This window comes from Streptomyces sp. NPDC096079 (assembly GCF_040303145.1).
Taxonomy (GTDB): Bacteria; Actinomycetota; Actinomycetes; order Streptomycetales; family Streptomycetaceae; genus Streptomyces.
This window is the reverse complement of sequence record NZ_JBEOST010000025.1, coordinates 32,879-53,154: the sequence shown is the minus strand read 5'-3', so window position 1 is coordinate 53,154 and position 20,276 is coordinate 32,879. Positions and strand designations below refer to the sequence as shown.

General features: G+C 74.9%; 13 protein-coding genes. 8 read left to right on the top strand and 5 right to left on the bottom strand.

The features are described 5' to 3' along the window. The first annotated feature begins 3 nt into the window (after positions 1-3). The 7 genes from ABTY59_RS32920 to ABTY59_RS32890 are packed head-to-tail and all read left to right on the top strand — an operon-like array spanning position 4 to position 10,589. Positions 4-1,455, top strand: coding sequence for a glycosyltransferase family 4 protein (locus ABTY59_RS32920; protein WP_352022768.1), 1,452 nt, complete (start codon positions 4-6; stop codon positions 1,453-1,455). After that, positions 1,452-3,905, top strand: coding sequence for a hypothetical protein (locus ABTY59_RS32915; RefSeq protein ID WP_352022767.1), 2,454 nt, complete (start codon positions 1,452-1,454; stop codon positions 3,903-3,905). Before ABTY59_RS32920 ends, ABTY59_RS32915 begins: the two co-directional genes overlap by 4 nt. Beyond that, positions 3,902-5,758 (top strand): glycosyltransferase, encoded by a 1,857-nt coding sequence (locus ABTY59_RS32910; RefSeq protein WP_352022766.1) that lies wholly within the window; start codon positions 3,902-3,904, stop codon positions 5,756-5,758. Before ABTY59_RS32915 ends, ABTY59_RS32910 begins: the two co-directional genes overlap by 4 nt. Further along, positions 5,740-6,612 carry a PIG-L deacetylase family protein gene (locus ABTY59_RS32905; RefSeq protein ID WP_352022765.1) on the top strand — a complete coding sequence of 291 codons (873 nt, stop codon included), beginning with the start codon at positions 5,740-5,742 and terminating at the stop codon, positions 6,610-6,612. Before ABTY59_RS32910 ends, ABTY59_RS32905 begins: the two co-directional genes overlap by 19 nt. Further along, entirely contained in the window at positions 6,609-8,237 is a 1,629-nt protein-coding gene (locus ABTY59_RS32900; protein WP_352022764.1) for a phospholipid carrier-dependent glycosyltransferase, read from the top strand. The genes ABTY59_RS32905 and ABTY59_RS32900 overlap by 4 nt, the downstream gene beginning before the upstream one ends. Then, entirely contained in the window at positions 8,224-9,318 is a 1,095-nt protein-coding gene (locus ABTY59_RS32895; RefSeq protein ID WP_352022763.1) for a glycosyltransferase family 4 protein, read from the top strand. The genes ABTY59_RS32900 and ABTY59_RS32895 overlap by 14 nt, the downstream gene beginning before the upstream one ends. Continuing rightward, on the top strand, positions 9,315-10,589 hold the full coding sequence (locus ABTY59_RS32890) for a beta-galactosidase (RefSeq protein ID WP_352022762.1): 1,275 nt from the start codon (positions 9,315-9,317) through the stop codon (positions 10,587-10,589). Before ABTY59_RS32895 ends, ABTY59_RS32890 begins: the two co-directional genes overlap by 4 nt. Here the strand turns inward: ABTY59_RS32890 and ABTY59_RS32885 are convergent. The 5 genes from ABTY59_RS32885 to ABTY59_RS32865 form a co-directional block, all read right to left on the bottom strand. Then, positions 10,580-11,389: a class I SAM-dependent methyltransferase gene (locus ABTY59_RS32885; protein ID WP_352022761.1), complete on the bottom strand. Its 810-nt coding sequence runs from the start codon at positions 11,387-11,389 to the stop codon at positions 10,580-10,582. The two genes, ABTY59_RS32890 and ABTY59_RS32885, sit on opposite strands and share 10 nt — an antisense overlap. Then, entirely contained in the window at positions 11,386-15,885 is a 4,500-nt protein-coding gene (locus ABTY59_RS32880) for an aminotransferase class I/II-fold pyridoxal phosphate-dependent enzyme (protein WP_352022760.1), read from the bottom strand. The genes ABTY59_RS32885 and ABTY59_RS32880 overlap by 4 nt, the downstream gene beginning before the upstream one ends. A gap of 116 nt (positions 15,886-16,001) precedes the next feature. Next, positions 16,002-17,036, bottom strand: coding sequence for a LacI family DNA-binding transcriptional regulator (locus tag ABTY59_RS32875; RefSeq protein WP_352022759.1), 1,035 nt, complete (start codon positions 17,034-17,036; stop codon positions 16,002-16,004). 94 nt (positions 17,037-17,130) lie between these two features. Beyond that, positions 17,131-17,460, bottom strand: a complete 330-nt coding sequence (locus tag ABTY59_RS32870; RefSeq protein ID WP_352022758.1) for a putative quinol monooxygenase — start codon at positions 17,458-17,460, stop codon at positions 17,131-17,133. Positions 17,461-17,505: 45 nt separating this feature from the next. Continuing rightward, positions 17,506-18,258 carry an IclR family transcriptional regulator gene (locus tag ABTY59_RS32865; protein ID WP_352022757.1) on the bottom strand — a complete coding sequence of 251 codons (753 nt, stop codon included), beginning with the start codon at positions 18,256-18,258 and terminating at the stop codon, positions 17,506-17,508. Positions 18,259-18,445: 187 nt separating this feature from the next. Here ABTY59_RS32865 and ABTY59_RS32860 point away from each other — a divergent pair, with 187 nt between their 5' ends. Next, entirely contained in the window at positions 18,446-20,248 is a 1,803-nt protein-coding gene (locus ABTY59_RS32860) for a VanW family protein (protein ID WP_352022756.1), read from the top strand. Positions 20,249-20,276: the final 28 nt, after the last annotated feature.

Sequence of the window (20,276 nt, the reverse complement as noted above, 5' to 3'; positions counted from 1 at the left end):
GCCGTGACCGCACTCGAAGGGCTCGCCCGCACCGACCTCGCCTTCCTCAACTGGCGCGACCCCTCCCACCCGGAGGCGGGCGGGGCCGAGGCGTACTGCTGGGAGATCGCCCGGCGGTTCGCGGCGGCCGGCGCCCACGTCACCCTCTTCTCCTCGCGCCACCCCGGCTCGCGGGCGTGGGAGTACCGCGACGGCATCCGCGTCGTCCGCGGGGGCGGCACCTTCGGCGTGTACGGGGCGGCCGCGGCCCATCTGCTGCGGAACCGTCACGCGTACGACGCCGTGGTCGACTTCCAGAACGGGATCCCGTTCTTCTCCCCGCTCTTCACCCCCCGGTGGACCGCCGACATCTGCGTCATCCACCACGTCCACCAGCAGCAGTTCGACACCCGGTTCCACTGGCCCCTGAACTCCGTGGGGCGGGTCCTGGAGAAGCAGGTCAGCCGCCGGGTCTACCGGGGGCGGCCGGTGGTGGTCGTCTCGCCCTCCACCCGCGAGGGCACCCGCAGGGAACTCGGCTTCGGCAATCCGATCCACATCGTCCCCAACGGGCGTCCGGGCCCCGCGCCCGCCGCCCCGGCCGGGCACCGCTCCGAGCTGCCCGCGCTGACCGTGGTCAGCCGGCTCGTCCCGCAGAAGCGGGTCGACCTGATCCTCCGGGCCGTGCCCGCGCTGCTGCGCCGCCGACCCGAGCTGCGGGTGGACGTCTGCGGGGACGGACCGGAGGCGGAGCGACTGCGGAAGCTCGCCGCCGAACTCGGGGTGGGCGCGGCCGTCGTGTTCCACGGACACGTGAGCGACGAGCGCCGGCAGGAGCTGTTCCACCACGGGTGGCTGACGGTCGTGCCCTCCGTCGCCGAGGGCTGGGGACTCGCCGTCATCGAGGCGAACACCGTCGGCACCCCCGCGCTCGCCTTCGACGTGCCGGGGCTGCGGGACGCGATCAGGCCCGGTGTCAACGGCTGGCTGCTCGACCCCGGGGCCGACCTCGCGGACGGCGTGGCCGCCGCGCTCGACGCGCAGTCCACGCCCGAGGCGCGGCGCCTGACCGCGCTCCGCTGCCGGGCCTGGGCCGACGCCTTCTCCTGGGACGCCAGCGCCGAACGCCTCGCCCAGGTCGTCCTGGAGGACCTGCAGCGCATCCACCGCCACCGGCGCTCCCGGCGCCGCGCGAGCGACCTCTCGGTGCTCACCCGCTTCACCTCCGCCGACCCCGACGCGACCGAACGGGCGGTGCGGCGCTCCCTGCGCGAGACCGACGTCTGGAAGCGCGACGGCGAGGCCTTCCGGCTGCTCCTCCACGGCTGCGACGAGGTGCGGGCGCTGACCGCCCTGCGGCGGCTCGACGTCGCCGAGGCCGACGTCTCCCTGGCGAACGGCCACGACGTCCTGCTCGGTACGGCGGAGCCCGGTGACGGATCCGCCACGGGGCAGGCCCCGGGGAGGCGGCCGTGAAGGCCGCCGGCTCCGTCGCCTCCCGGCCCGCCGTACCCCAGGACGAGGTCACGGCGGTACACGGCGCACGCTGGATCGGCACGGCCGTGGTCGTGGTCGGCGCGCTGAACTACGCGTACTCCCTGGTCCTCACCCGGCTCCTCGACGTCGCCGGATACGCCACCTTCGCCGCCGGTCAGGGGCTCATCGTGTGCACCGCCGCGGTGGCCGTGGTGACCGTTCCCTGGATGCTCGCGCAGGCCCTGGCCCGCGCCCGCTCGGACGCCGAGCGGGGCGAGGCGGTCCGCTTCGCCGTGGTCACGGCGTTCGCCGGCGGCACCGTCGCCGCGATCGTGGTGGCCGCCGTGTCCCTGGAGTTCGCGAGCGCCGCGACGACGCTGGTCATCGCGGGCGGCACCATGGCCGTGTACGTCACCCGGGTCAGCGCGGGCTGGCTCCAGGGCACCGAACGGCTGCGGACCCTCGCCGTCCTCACCGCCCTGGAGGCCGCACTCAAGTTCGGCGTGGGGCTGTTCTTCGTCACGGCGCTCGGCATGGGCGAGACGGGCGCCCTCGCGGCCTTCGGGATCGCCGTCCTGCCGTACGTCTTCTTCCGGCCCCGTCGGATCCCCGGCGTCCCGCGCCGCCCCTGGCGGGCCGTGAGCGCCGACCGGCAGCTGTGGCGGCGGGCCATGGGCGTCGCCTCGCTCCAGGGCGTGGTCGCGATGCTCGCCGCCGTGGACATCGTGCTCGTCGCGATGCTGCCCACCGACCGTGCGGCGGCCGCCAGTTACCAGGCGGCCGTGATGCTGGGGCGGGTGCCGCTCTTCCTCGCCGGGGCCGTCTCCATCGCCTTCCTGCCCGCGCTGTCACGGCGGCGGGCGGGCGACCCTCTGACCGCGAGCGCCCTGCGGATGTACCTCACGGTGGCACTGCCGCTGACCGTGGTGGCCGCGACGGCGCCCGGCGCGGTGCTCGGCGTGATCTTCCCGCCGGGTTACTCGATGGTCGCCACCCTGATGGCCTGCACGGCCGCCTCGGGCCTGGCGCTCGGCGCGCTCGCCCTGCTCGTGACCTTCGCGCAGGCGGTCAACGACTACGCCTGCCTGCGGACCCTCCTCGCCGGTCTCACCGTGTACGTGACGGCCCTGGTGACCGGCTGGGCCGTCGGCGGGGTGCTCGGCATGGCGGTCGGCGGGCTGTGCGGGACGGTCACCGCGCTGGTGCTGCTCGCCGTCCGGCACGCCCGGCGGCACGGCTTCGGGACGGCGGAACGCCCCTTCGGCCGGGTGGTGCTGCCCGTGCTCGCGCTGGCCGCCGCGATGGCCCTGCTCCGGCCGTACGCCCACGCCTGGTTCGCCGCCGCCGTGGTCGTGACGGCCGTCGCCCTGTGGCGCTTCTTCGGACGGCGCGGCTCGCCCGTCGGGGCGGCCGAGGCCGATTCCGGTACGGCTGCCGCGGCCCCGGACACCGCCACCGTCTCCGGCCTCGACCGGCCCGGGACACCGGCGGGGGAGGCACGGCCGACGGAACGGGCCGCGGCCCACGACGAGCGGGGCGCGCCGCTGCTCGTCGACGCCGTGTGGCGGGGCCGGGTCCGGCCCGCCGACGACGAGGAGCTGCGCGACGCGCTGGCCGCGGCCCGGCGCAACCAGGTCGAGGGCCGGCTGGCCCGCGCGTATCCCCGGCAGCTCGCGGCGACGCTCGACGAGGTGAAGAGCGCGACCGGGCTGTTCCGGCGGAACCTGGTGGAGTCCACGGACCGGCTGCGGACGGCGGGCATCCCCACCGTCCTGATCAAGGCGGACCTCGCGGGCGACTACGTGTACGGCAACTTCGACCTGGTGGTGCCGCCGGGACGGCTGCGGGCGGCGCAGTCCGCGCTCGACGGCTGGTACGCGCACCGCACGACGTACTGGCTGGAACGCACCAGCAAGGTGCTCCTGGAGCCCCCGGACGGCCCGGCGGCGCACCTGCACGGCTCGGTCTCCTGGTTCGGCGTGCCGGTGGTGCCGAACGAGCGGCTCTTCGCGCGCGCCGAGCGGCCCGTCCACGCCGCCGGCGAGGCCGACGGATACGCCTGGCTGACGCCCTGCCCGTCGGACCGCCTGCGGATCTGGCTGGCGCACGCCCTCTTCCAGAACCTCACTCTGGACCTCTCCGAACTCCTCGCGCTGCGGCCGCTGCTGCGCCCCGAGGTGATCGCGGAGGCCTTCCGCGAGGCCGCCCGCGAAGGCTGGAGCGCGGGCGGCCGCGCGACCCTGGCCGTCGCCGTCGCGGCGATGGCGCGGCTCGACCGGGGCGAGTGCGTCCCGCTGCCGCTGCCGCTGCCCGTCGGGACCTCGCTCCGGGCCGGGGCCGAGCACTCCGGGCACCTCCTCGGCGCGGGCCGGGTCCGGGCCGCGACCCGTGAGGCGTCCCTGCGCGTCCCCCTGGTGATGACCAAGAAGCTGAGGGGGCGGGTGCCATGACGAACACCCGGGGCCCTCTGCTCGTCGCGGTGTCGGGACCGGACGGCGCGGGCAAGTCCTCGCTGGTCCGCCGGCTCTCCACGCTGCTCCGCGAGCGCGGGGTCACCGTCGTCACCACCCACAGCTACGGCTGCTTCCTGTGCCGCCGGTTCCCGGTCCCGCCCCGCGCGAGCGAGACGGACGGACCGGGCGGGGACGAGTGGGCACGGCGCGCCTCGGATCCCGAGCGCCGGGGATCCCGGCTGCGCCGTGCCCACGCGTTCCTGGACGCGGGCGAGCTCACCGCCCGGATCACCACGGCCCGGCTGCTCGCGCGAGCGCGGGCGCGCAGGCGCGGGCGCGCCGCGCCGGCGGTGGTCGTGACCGACCGGGGGCCGCTGGACGGCCTGGTGAAGTTCGACCTGCCGGCTTCCTCCGGGGCGGCGGCCGTCTTCCGCCGGATCGCCGACGGCTACGGCCTGACGCTGCTGATGGAGACCGGCCCCGAGACGCTGCGCGGCCGGGGCTGGGAGGAGATCGCGGGACCCCCCACCGTGTGGTGGGCCCGCTACCGGAGCTGGTCGCGGCGGCTTCCGGGGATCGAGCGGCTCGACGGCGAGCGCGCCCCGTCCCTGGTGGCGGCCACGGCCCTGGAACGGATCCTCGACGGGGTCCGGGAGCGGGACCGGGCGGCAACCGTGCAGCCGCCCGGCCCCGCGGACGACCGGCGGCATGTGGTGCTGTCGATCTACGACGACGCGGACAACCCCGCCTACCGGGGCGGCGGGGCGCTCGTGATCGGGAAGGTGGCGCGACGGCTGTCGGCGGACTTCCGGGTGACGGTGGTGACGGCGGGCCGGCGCGGCGCCACCGAGGACCGGGACGGCGTCCGGTACGTCCGGCTGCCGGTGGGCCGGGCCGGGCCGCGCGCCGGGCAGCTGCTGTTCCTCGCCGCGCTGCCGTTCGTGGCCCGCCGGATCCCGCACGACCTGTGGCTGGAGAGCTTCACTCCCCCGTTCTCGACGAGCTTCCTGCCCCTGGCGACCGCCGCGCCCGTGGTCGGAATCGACCAAGGGCGCAGCGCGGAGGCGCTGTGGCACCGCTACCACCTGCCGTTCTTCCTGGTCGAGCGCCTCGGGCTGCGCTGCTACCGGCACCTCGTCGCACTGAATGCCGCGGACGGATCCTCGCTCCGGAGGCTGAGCCCCCGCGCCGCCGTCCAGGTCATCCCCAACGGGGTGGAACAGCGGGGCCTCGACGAGACCCTGCTCGGGGCCGGGCAGTTCATCCTCTTCCTGGGCCGGATCGACACCTGGGTCAAGGGCCTCGACCTGCTGCTCGACGCCTACGACCGGGCCCGGCCCCCGCTCGACCTGCTGCTCGCGGGCAGCGGCACCCCCGCCGAGGAGCGCCGTCTCGCCGCGCTCGTCGCGGCGCGCGGCGGCGGCCCGCGGTCCCGGATCCACTGGGTGGGCTTCGCCGAGGAGGAGCGCAAGCGTCAGCTGCTGCGCGACAGCGCCTTCCTGGTGATGCCCTCGCGGCACGAGACCTTCGGCCTGGTGGCCCTGGAGGGCATGTCGTACGGCAAGCCCGTCCTGCACTTCGACCTGCCCGCGCTGCGCTGGATGCGCGACGGCGGAGACGTGGCGGTGCGGCCCTTCGACGTGGCGGCGCTCGGGGCGCGCATGACCGAGCTGGCCACGGACACCGCTCTCCGCCGCCGCCTCGGCCACCGTGCCGGGATCGCGGCACGGCACTACACGTGGGACGAGATGACGGGCCGCTACCTGGCCCTGGCCCACCGGCTTCTGGACGCGCCCGCCGCCGCACGGCGGCCGAGGAGGAGGGGAACGTCATGGCAGACGACCCGCTGACCGGTTTCGTCCGCACCGTCGTCGGCTCCGGCGTCCCGATGCTCGTGCTCTCGCCGCACCTGGACGACGCCGTCCTGTCCTGCGGCGCGCTGCTCGGCTGGGCGGGCCGGCGGGCTCCGGTGACGGTCGCCTCGCTGTTCACGGAGGCCGCACCGCCGCCGTACACCCTCTCCGCCCGGCAGTACCTGAGGCAGACCGGCGCCGTGGACGCGGAGGAGCTGTTCGCCGAGCGGCGCGCGGAGGACCTCGCGGTCCTGGAGGCGCTGGGCGTCGTCCCGCACCACGCGGGCCTGGTCGACGGGCTGTTCCGGCGACTGCCGGCGCCCCGTCCCGGCACGGCGCGGCTGGCCCGGCTGCTGCCCGAGCTGGCGCACGTGTATCCGACGTACCGGCTGCATCTGGCCCGGGGGCGGGTCTCCGCGCGCGACGCCGGGACCCTGCGCGCGGTCGGGGAGGCCATCGAGGCGCTGCTGCCCGCCCGCTCCGGCGGCCTGGTCCTCGCGCCCCTGGGGGTCGGCGGGCACGCCGACCACGTCCTGGTCCGCACCGCCGCCGAGCGGAGCGGTCGCCGGGTCGTTTACTACAGCGACTTCCCGTACAACCAGAACGCGCCCGCCGACGCCGAGTTCACCCGTCGGCACCGTCTGGTGGCCCGCGCCTGGGAGCGGGGCCTCGACAGGAAGGCGGAGCTGGTCCGGGGCTACCGGACCCAGGCCGACGCGCTGTTCCCCGGGGGCCGCGTGCCGCGCGCGCCCGAGGTGTACCTGCTGCCCGCCGCGGGCGCCGAGACCGCGCCCCGGAGCGCCGGCCGGCTGCCCGGGACCAGGGCCCGGACCGCCGGGGGTGTGCCGTGACCCTCCCGCACACCGCCGCCCCGTCCGCCGGTACCGCGCCGACGGCCCCGCCGTCCGCGCGCCTGCGGCACGGCACGGTCCCCACCTGGGTGTACGCGGCTCTGACGGCGCTGCTCACGGTGGTGCTGCGTCTGGTGGAGTCCAGCCGGGCCGGAGACGTGTTCATCGACGAGCCGATCTACCGGCGTCTCGGCGACAGCGCCGCCGCGGGCGGCTTCCCCCGCACCGACGAGGGGCTGTTCTTCCTGCACCCGCCCGGCTACTTCTACGTCGAGGCGGGCTGGACGAAGCTCGTCGGGGAGCACACGGACATCATCGCGGGCGTGCACTCCTCCCGGGTGCTCAACGCCCTGCTCGCGGGCGTCACGGCGGCCCTGATCGTCTTCCTGGTCGCCCGGGTGCGGTCACGCGGTGCGGGCGCGGTCGCCGGGCTGGTGTTCGCCCTGGACCAGTTCTGCATCCGGCAGAACGACCGGGTGCTCCTGGAGACCGCCACGATGATGTGGGTCCTCGCCGGGTACCTGGTCCTGGTGGGTCTCGCCCGCCCCGAACCGCCGGGCCGGCCCCGCGCACGGGCCCTGCTCGCCGGACTCCTCCTCGGCGTCGCGGTCCTGACGAAGGACCACGCCGCTCTGATCACCGTGCTCCCGCTGCTCGCCGCGCTGCTCCTCGGCTGGGGGCCGCCCCGGCGCCTGGTGGCGCTGACGCTGTCGGTGACGGCGCTCTCGTACGCCGTGTACGTGGCCCTCGTCGCCGGCTTCGGGCACTTCGACGAGTTCTGGGAGGCGAAGACCTCCGGAGTGCGGCGGCTCCTCGGGGTGGTGCAGGAGACCGGCTTCAACGCGGCGGGCACGCCCTCGCTCTCGGGCCGGCTCCTCGACGAACTCCCGGACTACGCCACCACGTACCTGCTGCTCGCGCTCACTCCGGTGGCCCTGGTGCTGCTCTGGCGGCGCAAGGAGCCCGTGTACCGGCTCCTCACGCTCTTCCACGCCTCCGCGATCGTCACCCTCGGATACGCCCTGGGCATCGGGACGCTGGAGGAGCAGGCCCTGTACCTGCTGTTCGTACCGAACCTGGTGGCCCTCGCGGTGACCGTACCGGTGCCGTCCCGGCACCGGCGCGGGCTGCGCCTCGTGGCGGCCGGCGCCCTGCTGGCCGTGCTGGCCACGCCCGCCGCCGTGTACGCCCAGAACCGCTGGACACCCGACGACGGCCTGCAGCGCCTGCGCGGGTACATGCTCGCGCACGTCCCGGCGGGCAGCGGCATCGTCACGGTCGACGGCCAGCGCACCCAGGGGGTGACGACCTGGGTGTTCGAGGACACGTACCGGCTCGGTCACTGGATGACACCCGGCGAACGCACCGCCGCCGGAGCCGGCTACCTGATCGTGCCGTGGCGCGTCATCGAGCAGGGATACGGCCGTGCCTCCCTCGCCGAGGTGCGGCGGCTGACGGACGGGCTGCGGCCCGTGGTCGCCTATCACGGGCCCACCTACGGCACCCTCGCCCTCTACCGGCTGCCGTCGCCGCTGCCCGGCCCCGACCTCACCCGCCTCGCCGTGTCCGGCTCCGGCCTCCCGGGGCCGCTGCTCCCGGCGGAGGTGCCCGATGCGCCACGGTGAGCGCCGGCCGCGCGTCCTGCTCCTGACCAGCAGTCCGCTGGACGGGTCGGAGGGCTGCGACGTGCGGCTGGCCGCCGACGTCCTGGGGGCGCTGCCCGGCGTGGACTTCGTGTGGTTCAGCCAGTGGCCGAAGGGCCGGCAGGCCCCGCCGGCACGAGGCAGGCCGGTCCGCATCCTCTCCCGGGACGGCGTGCCGCACGTCCCCGAGCGGCTCCAGGCGGCCTGTGCCGGGGCGCTGTTCGCCCGCCGGGTCGACCTCGTCCACGCCTTCCTGACCGTCGGCCGCACCTTCCCGGCCTACTCGCGGCTGCGCCCGCTGCTCCTCGGGGGGCGCCCGGTGCTCCACACCGTGCCCGGGGTGATGGACCACCGCTACCTCCGGCGCACCCGTCCGCTCGGCACGACGGTCGCCCTGTCCGAGTCGATGGCCCGTCGGCTGCGGGCCGCCGGCCTCGGCGACGTCCGGGTCGTGCCGCCCATGATCGGTCTCGACGAGTGGCCGTACCTGCCGCGCCCCGAGGGGATCCCCACGGTCCTCTTCGCCGGGCACCACGATCCGCACGGCGGGGCCGAAACCGCAATCGAGGCGGCGGCCGAGGCCCATCGCGAGGGAGCCAGGTTCCGTCTCGTGCTCGCGATGCGGGGGCGGCCGGGACAGGACGCCGGGGCCCTCGACGAGGCGCTGCGGGAACGGGCCGGCGCGGCGGGGCTGCCCGACGTCGAGGTGCGCGGGTACGTCGACGACATGCACGCCCTGCTGGCCTCCGTCCAGGTGCTGCTGTTCCCGCCGGCGGTGCTCGGCGGGAAGGCGGACATCCCGCTCACCGTGCTCCAGGCGCTGGCCTCGGGGCGGCCGTCGATCCTCAGCGACCTGCCCCAGTTCGCGGACTTCGGCCATGCCGTGCTGCGCGCCCCGGCGGGCGACGGGCGCCGCACCGGGCAGCAGCTGGCCTGGCTGCTCGGCCAGCCGCGGTCCTGGGAGATGCTGGCGGAGCGGGGACGCGCCCTGGTCGAGGAGCACTTCGGGCCTGAGCCCTTCGCCGCCCGGTACGCGGCGCTCTACCGGGAGTTGCTGCCATGACGGCGCCGTGGTGGACGGGGGGCCGGGGCGTGCCCGGCACGCTCGTGGCGCTCGCGGTGGTCCTGCTGCTCGGGGGCGCGCTCGGAGGGCCGGGGCGCGAGGACCCGCGCCCGGAACCGTACTGGTACGGCACGCTCCAGACCGATCAGGACCGCGCGCTCACCGAGTACGAGCACGGCATCCGGGTCGCCCACCTGCAGATCGACTGGGGCAGGCTCGAACCGGAGCAAGGGGTGTACGACGAGGCGTACGCGCGCGAGGTACGGGACCGGCTCGGCGCCTTCCGGGACGCGGGACTGCTCGTGGAGGCGGGGCTCGGGCTCAACCATCCGCCGTCCTGGCTGCCGGACGCCTATCCGGAGTCGGTCTGGGTGAACCAGTTCGGCGAGCGGTCATCGAGCACCCCGAACATCGTGTTCAGCGAGCCGGTGCGGGAGCAGGTCGCCGACTACGTGCGCGCGGTGGACCGGCTGATCGGCCTCGACGCCTTCTGGGCCGTCCGCGTCGGCGTGAACGAGAGCGGCGAGTTCGCCTATCCCACGCCGCTGTCCGAGAGCGGAGGACCGGCCGAGTTCTGGGCGTACGACAGCCACGCCCAGGCCGAGTCGCCGTTCCCCGGGTGGCGGCCCGGTGAGCGCACCTACCACGGGCGGCCGTTCACCCGGGAGGACGTGCGCCGCTGGTACGACTGGTACGCGGGCGCCCTCGCCGGGGCCGTGAACTGGCAGCTCGACCTGTACTCCTCCCTCGGGTACGGGGGCCGGCTCAAGGTCCTGGTGCCCGGCTCCGGGTTCTACCCGTCCGACCTGCGGGCCGCCGTCGACGCCCGGCTGACCGGCTCTCCGTCGATCCGGCTCGTCGGGCGCGCCGCGGGCTTCTTCCTGACGCTCGGGCTGATCGAGCACCGGGACTCGGTACGGATCGTGACGACCGCCCTGGTGGACGGCACGGGCACTCCCGTGGACAACGGCTGCGCGCCCGGCGACGCCCGCGTCGACGTGTCGTCACCGGACGACGGGGCGGTGCGCGACTGGTCCTCGGCGCGCTGGGTGGCGGCGGTGGCCCGGAGCGCGGGCTTCGACCGGCTGGCCGGGGAGAGCGCGGGGCCCCAGGTCGCCCCGTACCACGACGGGGTGACGGAGACGGCGTACCGGCAGATGGCGTCCTGCGGCCTGGAGGGCATGATGTGGGCCTTCGACCGGAACCTCTACGACGGGACGCCCGGTTCCTCCCTCGACGCGTACGCGGAGACGATACGGCGTCACCCCTGAGCCGGCGGGGGCCCACCGTCCGGCCGGCGGGCGGTGAGCAGCAGGACGCCCGTGTCCCCGTACTCGGGCAGGGTGAGGTCCTTCGCGAGCCGGGTGATCCGCAGGCCGGTGGTGCGGGGGACGAACACGGCGCGCAGGGCGGGCTCGTCCACGGGGCAGGCGGGCCAGACCGGTCCGGTGCCGATCCGGTAGCTGGGCATGCGTTCCATGAAGGCGGCGAGGAGCGTGCCGCCGGGGCGCACGGCCCGGACGAAGGCGGCGCAGAGGGCGGTGAACTCGTCGAAGTCCTCGGTGACGCTCTCGGCGACGAAGTTCATCGAGGCGAGGTCGTAGGTGCCGGGCACGAGGTCGTCCGCCGTGCCGCGGACGACCCGCACCCCGCGGAGCGCCTCGGCGGGGCTTTCCGGGAGCGCGGGGTCGAGGGAGCGGCAGAGGGCGTAGAAGGGCCGCCAGCTGTCGTCGACGCCGTGGGTGAGCTGTCCGCGCAGATAGCGCACGCTGGCGGCGCTGGGTTCGACGGCGTCGACGGCGCGGCTCGCGGCCCCGGCGAGCATCAGCGGGTACAGGTTGGGGCCGGCGCCGAGTTCCAGGGTCCGGGCGAGGCCGGCGGGCGCGAGGCGGCGGTAGACGGCGGCGTGGTGCCGGATCACGCCGATGTCGCAGGGGTGGAGCCTGCGGTAGTTCTCGGCGAGGTAGTCGTCGACGGGCCAGGCGTTCCAGTCGGCGTCCCGGTTGCGGCGGACCCGGTCCGTCGGTTCCGGGCCCGGCGGGGGCGGGCCGGGCGGGGGCGGGGGCGTCACTCGGCCGCCGGCCTTCCCGCGGTGACGGTACGGGTGGATCCGGCGGGCTGCAGGGTGAAGCGCGCGGCGAGTTCCGTGAGTGCGGCGCACAGCTGCTCGATCTCCTCGTCGGTGTTGGCTGCGGTGATCTGGATGCGGAAGCCGACCCGGTCGCGCGGGACGAGCGGGTAGGACGCGAGCGTGACGTAGATGCCGTGCTCCCAGAGGAAGGCGGCGACGGCGTCGAGGTCCGCGGGGTCGCCGAGCGGGATCTCGACGATCGGCAGGCCGTCCGTGTTGGGGGTGGCGATGCCGAGGCCGCGCACGCGGGCGAGGACGCGGGCCGTCATCCGGTACAGCCGTGCCCTGATCTCGTCGCCGCGCTCGTCGTTGAGGTCGAGTCCGGCGAGGGCGGTGGCGAGCGAGGCGGTCGGCGAGGGGCCCGAGTACAGATAGGGGGCCGCCGCCACCTTGAGGTGGTCCTTGAGCCAGCTCGGTACGGCGAGGAAGGCGAGGAGCGAGGAGAAGGCCTTGGAGAAGCCGCCGACGAGGACCAGGTTGTCGTAGGTCTCGCCGAGATGGCGGACGATGCTGTTGCCGCGCGAGCCGTACGGGCTGCTCTCCCCGGCCCGGCGCTCCCCGATGACGCCGAAGCCGTGGGCGTCGTCGACGTACAGCAGGGCGCCGTTCTCCCGGCAGATCCGTGCCAGGACCGGCAGGTCGGGGAAGTTGCCGGTCATGCTGTTGACGCCGTCCATGCACACGAGCCGTCCGGCGTCGGCGGGCGCGCCGCGCAGCAGCGCCGCCAGCTCGTCCGGCCGGTCGGCGCGGAAGCGGTGGATCTCCGCGCCCTGGCCGCGTGCGCCGACGCAGCCGTCGTACACGGTGCGGTGGGCCTGCGCCTCGACGAAGACCTGTCCGGTGCCGGCGAGGAGCGGGATGACGGACTGGTGGATGAGGGTGATGGTGGGCAGCAGCAGGGTGTCGGGGGCGCCGAGGAGTTCGGTGAGCCGCTCCTCGATGCGGGGGTACAGCCGGGGGCTTCCGATGAGCCTGGACCAGCTGGGGTGGGTGCCCCACCGCCGTACCTCGGGCTCGATGGCGTCGATGATCGCCGGTTCGAGGTCGAAGCCGAGGTAGTTGCAGGAGGCGAAGTCCACCAGCCAGTCGTCGCCGACGCGGATGCGGCGGCCCTCCACCTCGTCGATGACGGCGTCGCACATCAGGGTGTTGCGCTGGAGGTGCTCCAGGTCCCGCCAGCGCGACTCGCGCGGCGCCCGGACGGTGGGGGCCGGCGGCGGCGCGGGGCCCGAGAGCCGGGAGGCGCGCGCGGCGGACCCGGCGCCGCGACGCTCGACGGCACGGCCGGCGGCCGGGGCCCGGTGCAGATAGGACTCGGCCTGGTGGGCGGTCATGGGGCGGGCGAAGAGATAGCCCTGCCCGTACCGGCAGCCCATCTCGGCGAGCAGCGCCAGCTGTTCCTCGTGCTCGATGCCCTCGGCGACGACCTGGAGGCCGAGGACGTCGGCGATGCGCACGATGCCCTCCACGAGGGCCACCTGCTGCGGGTCGGTGGTGATGTCGTCGATGAACGACTTGTCGACCTTGAGGACGTCGATGGGGAACTCACGGAGGTAGCTCAGCGAGGAGAACCCGGTGCCGAAGTCGTCGATGGCGATGCCGACGCCCAGGTCCTTGAGGGCGGCCATCGTGGTCCTGATCTGGGCGTCCTTGCGCATGAGGACGGTCTCGGTGAGCTCCAGGACGAGGGAGCCGGGCGCGAGCCCGGAGGAGTGGAGGGCGCGGCGCACCTCGTCGAGGAACCCGGGGTCGCGGAACTGCCGCGCGGAGACGTTCACGTTGGCCCGCAGCGGGGTGGCGCGCGGGTGGGCCCGCTGCCAGCGGGCGATGTCGAGCGCCGCGTGTTCGAGGACCCAGGCGCCCAGCGGCATGATGTGGCCGCTCTCCTCGGCGAGGGTGATGAACTGGTCGGGCGGCACCATGCCGCGGCGGGCGTGCGGCCAGCGGATGAGCGCTTCGAGACCGGCCGGGGCGCCGCCGTCCACCTCGACGATGGGCTGGTAGCGCAGGGCGAAGGAGTGGTCGGCGATGGCGGTGTCCATGCCCGCCTGGAGTTCGTGGCGGGCGACGAGCCGGGAGTGCAGCTCCGGGTGGAAGAGCCGCCACCGCTTCTTTCCCGCGGCCTTCGCCGCGTAGAGGGCCAGGTCGGCGTGGCCGAGGAGCTCCTCCGCGTGGGCGCTGTCGAGCACGGTCGCGATGCCGACGCTGGTGGACACGGAGACGGCGCCGTCGGTCAGGTGGAACGGCTGGCTGAGGGTGTGCACGATCTCGGCCGCGAGGGCCTCGGCGTCCCGGGGCTCGCGCGCGCCCTCGATGAGGACGGCGAACTCGTCGCCGCCGAGCCGGGCGGCGGTGTCGGTGAGCCGCAGGACCGAGGTGAGGCGGCGGGCGACGGCGACGAGGAGTTCGTCGCCGACGGAGTGCCCCATCGTGTCGTTGACGACCTTGAAGTCGTCGAGGTCGACGAAGAGCATGCAGGTCAGGGTGGACTCGCGGCGGCCGCGGAGCAGCGCACGCTCGATCCGTTCGAGGAGCAGGACCCGGTTGGGCAGTCCGGTGAGGGAGTCGTGGAAGGCCCGGTGGGTCAGCTCCCGTTCCAGCTTCCGCTGCTCGGTCACGTCCCGCAGGGTGAGGACGAGGCCGTGGACGGTGTGCTCGTCGCGCAGGTTGCTGCACCGGACCTCGACCTCCAGCTCGTCGGCGCCGCCGTGCAGCAGCTTCCAGTCGTCCCGGGCGTCGGCCGCGCCGCGGGCGCGCGCGTCGGCGACGAGGCGCAGGGCGCTCGCCGTGTCGGAGGGGGCGAGGAGGTCGGTGAGCGGGGTGCCGGGCAGCAGGGAGCGGCCGAACATGGTCTCGGCGGAGGGGCTCGCGTACCGGATGGTGTCGTCGTCGTCGACGATCAGGATGACGTCCGAGGTGTTGTGCACGAGGGTACGGAAGTAGGCCTCGCTGGTGCGGCGGTTGACCTCCTCGCTCAGCCCGAAGCGTTCGAGGGCCAGGGCCGCCTGGGAGGCGAGGGACTGGGCGGGGCCGGAGATCTCCGCGAGCTTCTTCTCCTCTCCCGCGAAGAGCAGCACGCCGAGCACCGGTTCGCCGCCGGCGGGGGCCTGGAGCTCCAGGGGGCAGAGCAGCGCGTGGGTCTCGGGCGTGATCTCGGCGGCGACGGACGGGTCGAGCCGGGTCAGCGGAAGGAGCCGGGCGCCCTCCGCGACGAGCTCGGACCAGGAGGTCCCGCGGGGCCGGATCAGTTCGTCGGTGCGGCAGCTCCAGGGGTGTTCGGCGGTGGCCACGGCGGTGAGGCCGCCCCGGCGGTCCCGGGTCATCAGGAGCACGCGGTGCGAGGTGCCGGGGCCGAAGAGGGTCGCGGAGGCCGTCTCGACGGCTCCCGCGACCTCGCGGGGGCTGAGGGCGGCGACGAGGGAGGCGGAGGCGACCCGGAGGCTGCGCTCGCGGGCCTCGGCCTTGCCGTGGTCGTTCATCATGCCCCAGAGCCGTGCGAGGACCAGCAGGAACATCAGCGCCGAGAAGATCGCGATGACGGCGATGTCCTTGCTCTCGTCGTGGCGCAGGGACTGGAGGAGCAGCAGGCCCGGGGCGACCAGGGAGGCGCCGGCGAGCAGCGCGAGCCGCCGCTCGGCGACGCGCCGGGTCGGTTCGGGGGCGCGCTCGGTGAGGCCGGTCATGGACGGGTGGAGCGCGGCGAGGCCCCAGGCGGTGAAGAACACCACCCAGCCGAGGTCCCAGGGCGTGCCGACCTGCCAGGTGCCCTTCAGCTGGAGGATGCCGTAGATGACGTCGGACGCGAGGATGCCGCAGGTGCCGATGGTGAGGAGCTGGACGGACCGGGAGCGCAGCCCGCCGGGCACCAGGAGCCGCGCCAGCATCGCGAGCATCAGCACGTCGCCGAGCGGGTAGGCGATGGAGATGGCCTTCTCGGTCCAGGTCATCTCCTCGCTCCTGGCGAGCGGGTTGATCAGGTTGACCCAGCAGAGCAGCGCGAGGCCCGAGGTGAGGATCAGCGCGTCGAGCACGACGGCGAGGTCCCGGCCCACCGCCCGGTAGCGGATGAACCCGAACAGGCCGACCGCGAACAGCGGATAGGTGACGAGGTAGAGGGCGTCGGCGACGGACGGGAAGGGCCGGGTCTGGCCGAAGAAGGCCTCCAGGGCGTTGTAGGCGGTGTCGCCGCCGACGAAGGCGAGGTTGGCCGCCGCGAGGACCAGCCAGGGCCAGCGCCGGGAGGGCCGGTGCAGGCGCACGCCGACCAGGATGGCGATGACGCCGCTGAGCCCGATGAGCGCCCACAGGGTGGTGTGGCGGGCGGGGAGCTCCAGGTACGCGACGGTCAGCAGGGTCACGATCAGGAGGTACACGAGGGTCCAGGCGCGCAGTGCCCGTGACGCGGTGGGCTGCCGGTTCGTCCGGCTCAGCGACATCGTCCACCGCCCCCTTGCCGGGTCGGACGCCGTGCGCCCTGGTCGCGGATAGGGACCCCGTACGGTGTCCATTCTCGGGGGCGCCCGGCACCGCTGCATCTCGGCGCCGGCCGGACTCAGGACGAGGCGCGCACCACGAGTTCGGTGGGGAGCATCCGGCGGGGCTGTTCGTCCGGGTCGCTCGGGGCGGCGATCTCCTGGAGGAGGAGACGCGCCATGGTGCGGCCCATCTCCTCGATGGGCTGGCGCACGCTCGTCAGGGGCGGGTCCATGTGGCGGGCGACGGCCGAGTCGTCGACGCCGACGAGGGCCACGTCCTCGGGGACGCGGCGGCCCGCCTCGCGCAGCACGCTCCGGGCACCGGCCGCCATGACGTCGGAGGCCGCGAAGACGGCGTCCAGGTCGGGGCGGCGGTCCAGCAGTTCCCGCATGGCGCGCCGGCCGCCGTCCTCGGTGAAGTCCCCGGTGGCGACGAGCGTCTCGTCGGGGGTGAGTCCGGCCTCCGTCAGGCCCTCCCGGTAGCCGTCGAGGCGGCAGCGGGCCACGTACATGTCGAGGGGGCCGGTGACGGTGGCGATCGTCCGGCGGCCGCGGGCGGCGAGGTGGGCGACGGCGGTCCGGCCCGCGCCGGTGTTGTCGGAGTCGACGAAGGCGACGCTCTCGGCCTCGGTGCGCCGGCCGTTGAGGACGGCGGGCAGGCCGAGGGCCCGGACCTGGTCGGGCAGCGGGTCGTCGCCGTGCACGGAGACGAGCAGGACGCCGTCGACGCGCTGCGCGGCGAGGTACTGCTCGAAGCGCTGCCGCTCCTGTTCGCTGCGGATGAGGGTGAGGAGCAGCTGCTTGTCGGCGTCGGCGAGCTCGGTGCTGACCCCGCGGATGATGTCGAGGAAGTACGGCTCCGCGAAGAGGCGCGCCTCGGTCTCGGGGATCACCAGGGCCACGGCGTCGGTACGGCTGCCGGCGAGGGCGCGGGCGGCCCGGTTGGGGACGTAGCCGAGTTCGGCAACGGCCCGCTCGACGGCGGCCTTGGCCTGTTCGCTCACCTTCGGGGAGCCGTTGATGACCCGGGAGACGGTGCCGCGGCCGACTCCGGCCCGCGCCGCGACCTCCTCGAGGGTGGGCCTGCCGGTCTGTCGCCCGCTCGCCGCCATGTGCCGCTTCTCCCCTCGGGCCGCCGCCCCGCCTGCGTGTGCACGCGAACCTATCAGGCGGGACGGCGGGCCCCCGGGGCCGCCGGAGCCGGGCTCAGGGGGCGGTCGGGGAGAGTTCGGCCATGGCGCCCCAGCCCTGCTGCGGGACCTCGACGTTGATGATCTCGGGGGTGGTGGCGATGGCGCCGGCCATGGCGGCGAGCCCGGCCGTGAAGTGCGGGGAGGCGACGTGCGCGGCGCCGGCCTCGGCGTCGGCGAAGGCCTCCAGGAGGACGAAGACGTTCGGGTCGTCGACGCTGCGGGACCAGTCGAAGAAGAGGTTGCCGGGTTCCGCGCGGGTGGCGCGGGTGAAGTCGTCGACCAGGTCGAGCCAGCGGTCGGCCTGGTCGGGGCGGGCGGTGAACCGAACGGCGATGAAGATCATGGGTCAAGACTGCGGGGCGTCGGCGGCCCCGGCCAGCCGGGCCGGTCAGGATTCCGGCAGGGCCGGAAACTCCGGTACGGCCCGCGCGAGCGCGACCCGGATGTCGCCCTGCCGCCGGGCGAAGTCCGCGGTGGGCAGGGAGACGGACAGGGCGTGCACGATGCCGTCACCGCGCTCGGGCAGGGCGACGGCGAGACAGGTGTACGCGAGGTCGGCCTCGCCGACGGACACGGCGAAGCCCTGGCCGCGCACCCGGTCCACCTCGGCCTCGAACCGCTCGCCGCTGGTGATCGTCCGCTCGGTGAAGCGGGCCATGCCGTGCTCCGCGAGGTAGCGGCGGCGCAGGGGGCGCGGCAGCGCGGCGAGCAGCGCCTTGCCGTGGGCGGTCGCGTGGGCGCGGGCCTCGGGGCCGGGGGTGAAGGGGTGGTCCGCGTCGGTCACGGGGGCGGTGGTGTCGACGACGGTGATCAGGCCGTCGCGGTAGGCGGTGTGGTAGGCCTCGGCGCCGGTGGCCCGCCGGAGCCGTCCGAGGAGGTCGCCGGTCCCGGTGCCGAGCCCGTGGTGGCGCTGGTGGGAGCGGTGCAGGGCGGGGACGCGGGGCCCGGGCGCGTACCCTTCGGCGGTCCGGACGAGGTAGCCGCGGGCGAGCAGGGGTCCGGTCAGGTGGTAGACGGTCGAGAGGGCGCAGCCGAGCCGCCGGGCGAGCGCCTTCGCCCCGACGGGCCGGTCGGCGTCGGCGACGGCGTCGAGCACGGCGAGGGCCCGGTCGACGGACTGGGGCCCGGGGGTGACGGACATCGCCCCACCCTACGCGGGGCGGGGCCCGGCCCCGGGTCCGTGCCGGGCCGGGCACCCGGCGCGCACCGTCTGTGTCCGGTTCGCCCCGCTCCGTATCTCCGCAGGTCAAACCACCCTTATGTGCATAAGACACTCTTTCGGCGTACCGTCGTGTGGTTCCCCTTTCCTCGACGCCCCGGGAGAGCGTGTGCCCCGCTCCAGGACCGACCTTGACCCGACGCCCCGCGAGGGGCGCCGTCCACGGCTCCGGACGGCGGCGATCGCTACGGGTGTGGTCGCCGTCGCCGCGGGCGGCCTGTACGTGGCGGGGCTGCTCGCCACCGGGGACGACATATCCGCCGGCACCCGGGTCGACGGCGTCGACATCGGCGGCATGAGCCGCGCGGAGGCCGAGGCGAAGCTGACGGCCGCGGCCCCCGCGTCCTGGAAGGCGCCGATACCCGTGAAGGTCGGCGACCGCGCCGCCACCGTGGACCCGGCCGCCGCCGGTCTGACCGTGGACGTGGCGAAGACCGCCGACGAGGCGGCCGACCCGTCCCGGGACCCCTTCACCGTCATCGGACGGCTCTTCTCCTCCGGCGAGCGCGAGGTCCGCCCCGTCCTCGCGTACGACGAGGGCAAGACCCGTGCCGCGGTGGCCGAGCTGGCGCGGCAGAACGACCGCACGGTCCGCGAGGGGTCCGTCGCCTTCCGCGAGGGCCGGGCCGTCGCGACCCAGCCGGTGACGGGCCGGGCGCTGGACACGGGACGGGCCGCCGAGAACCTGCGCGCCGCCTACCCGGCCGGCACCGGCGCCGCCGCGGTGACGCTCCCGGTCTCGGTGACGGAGCCGAAGCTGCCCGTCGGCGAGGTGAACCGGTTCCTCGACGCGTACGCGAAGCCCGCCGTCTCCGGCCCGGTGACGCTGACCGCCGGCAACCAGCGGGTGCGGATCTCCGCCGCCACCCTCGGCGACCACCTCACCGTGAAGAACGACGGCGGCCGTCTCTCCGCTTCCCTCGACGAGGACGCGCTGCTGCGCGACCCGGACGTGGCCCGCCCGCTCGCCGCGCTGACGGGCGCGCCGACGGAGGCGAGCCTCGGGGTGCGCGACGGCAAGGTCGTCGTGGAGTCGGAGGGCCGGCCGGGCCACGAGGTGACCGCCAAGGCCCTCGGCGACGCCGTGCGTCCGCTGCTGACCAGGTCCGGCGACGCGGCCCGCACGGCTCCGGTGGCCACCACGGTCACCGAGCCCGAGCTGACCTCCGGCTCCCTGGCCCGACTGGGCATCAAGGAGCAGATGTCGACGTTCACCGTGAACTTCCCCACCGCTCCGTACCGGACGACCAACATCGGCCGGGCCGCCGAGCTGATCAACGGCTCGCTGGTGCGGCCCGGCGAGGTGTGGAGCTTCAACGAGACCGTCGGCGAGCGGACCCCGGACAACGGCTTCGTCGACGGCACGATGATCCTCGACGGCCAGTACCGCTCGGCGCCCGGCGGCGGCGTGTCGGCCATGGCCACCACCGTCTACAACGCCATGTTCTTCGCGGGCGTGCAGCCCGTCGAGCACGGCGCGCACTCCTTCTACATCGAGCGCTACCCGGCGGGCCGCGAGGCCACCGTCGCCTGGGGCTCGCTCGACCTGAAGTTCCGCAACGACACGGGCAAGCCGATCTACATCAAGGCGAGCGCCACGGACTCCTCGGTGACCGTGAGCTTCCTCGGCACCAAGAAGTACGACTCGGTGGAGGCGGTGGCCGGTCCGCGCACCCACCTCACGCAGCCCACCAAGCGCGAGGGCACCGGCGAGGCCTGTGTGCCGCAGCCGCCCCTGGAGGGCTTCGACATCTCGGTGGACCGGGTCTTCAAGAACGGCGGCACCGAGGTCAAGCGCGAGACGTACAAGACGCACTACACCCCGCGCGACGAGGTGACCTGCAAGCCGGTCGACAAGGACGCGGGGCAGGACCGCGCCCAGGACACCGGGCAGGGCGGCGACCGCCGCTGACGGAAGGGTGTCTTCCCGTACGGCCGGG

What these genes read in the sequence shown, in the direction of transcription:
- ABTY59_RS32880 (WP_352022760.1), bottom strand. Translation starts at nt 15,885, where the DNA reads ATGTCGCTGAGCCGGACGAACCGGCAGCCCACCGCGTCACGGGCACTG.
- ABTY59_RS32865 (WP_352022757.1), bottom strand. Translation starts at nt 18,258, where the DNA reads ATGTCCGTCACCCCCGGGCCCCAGTCCGTCGACCGGGCCCTCGCCGTG.
- ABTY59_RS32910 (WP_352022766.1), top strand. Translation starts at nt 3,902, where the DNA reads ATGACGAACACCCGGGGCCCTCTGCTCGTCGCGGTGTCGGGACCGGAC.
- ABTY59_RS32875 (WP_352022759.1), bottom strand. Translation starts at nt 17,036, where the DNA reads ATGGCGGCGAGCGGGCGACAGACCGGCAGGCCCACCCTCGAGGAGGTC.
- ABTY59_RS32895 (WP_352022763.1), top strand. Translation starts at nt 8,224, where the DNA reads ATGCGCCACGGTGAGCGCCGGCCGCGCGTCCTGCTCCTGACCAGCAGT.
- ABTY59_RS32890 (WP_352022762.1), top strand. Translation starts at nt 9,315, where the DNA reads ATGACGGCGCCGTGGTGGACGGGGGGCCGGGGCGTGCCCGGCACGCTC.
- ABTY59_RS32870 (WP_352022758.1), bottom strand. Translation starts at nt 17,460, where the DNA reads ATGATCTTCATCGCCGTTCGGTTCACCGCCCGCCCCGACCAGGCCGAC.
- ABTY59_RS32905 (WP_352022765.1), top strand. Translation starts at nt 5,740, where the DNA reads ATGGCAGACGACCCGCTGACCGGTTTCGTCCGCACCGTCGTCGGCTCC.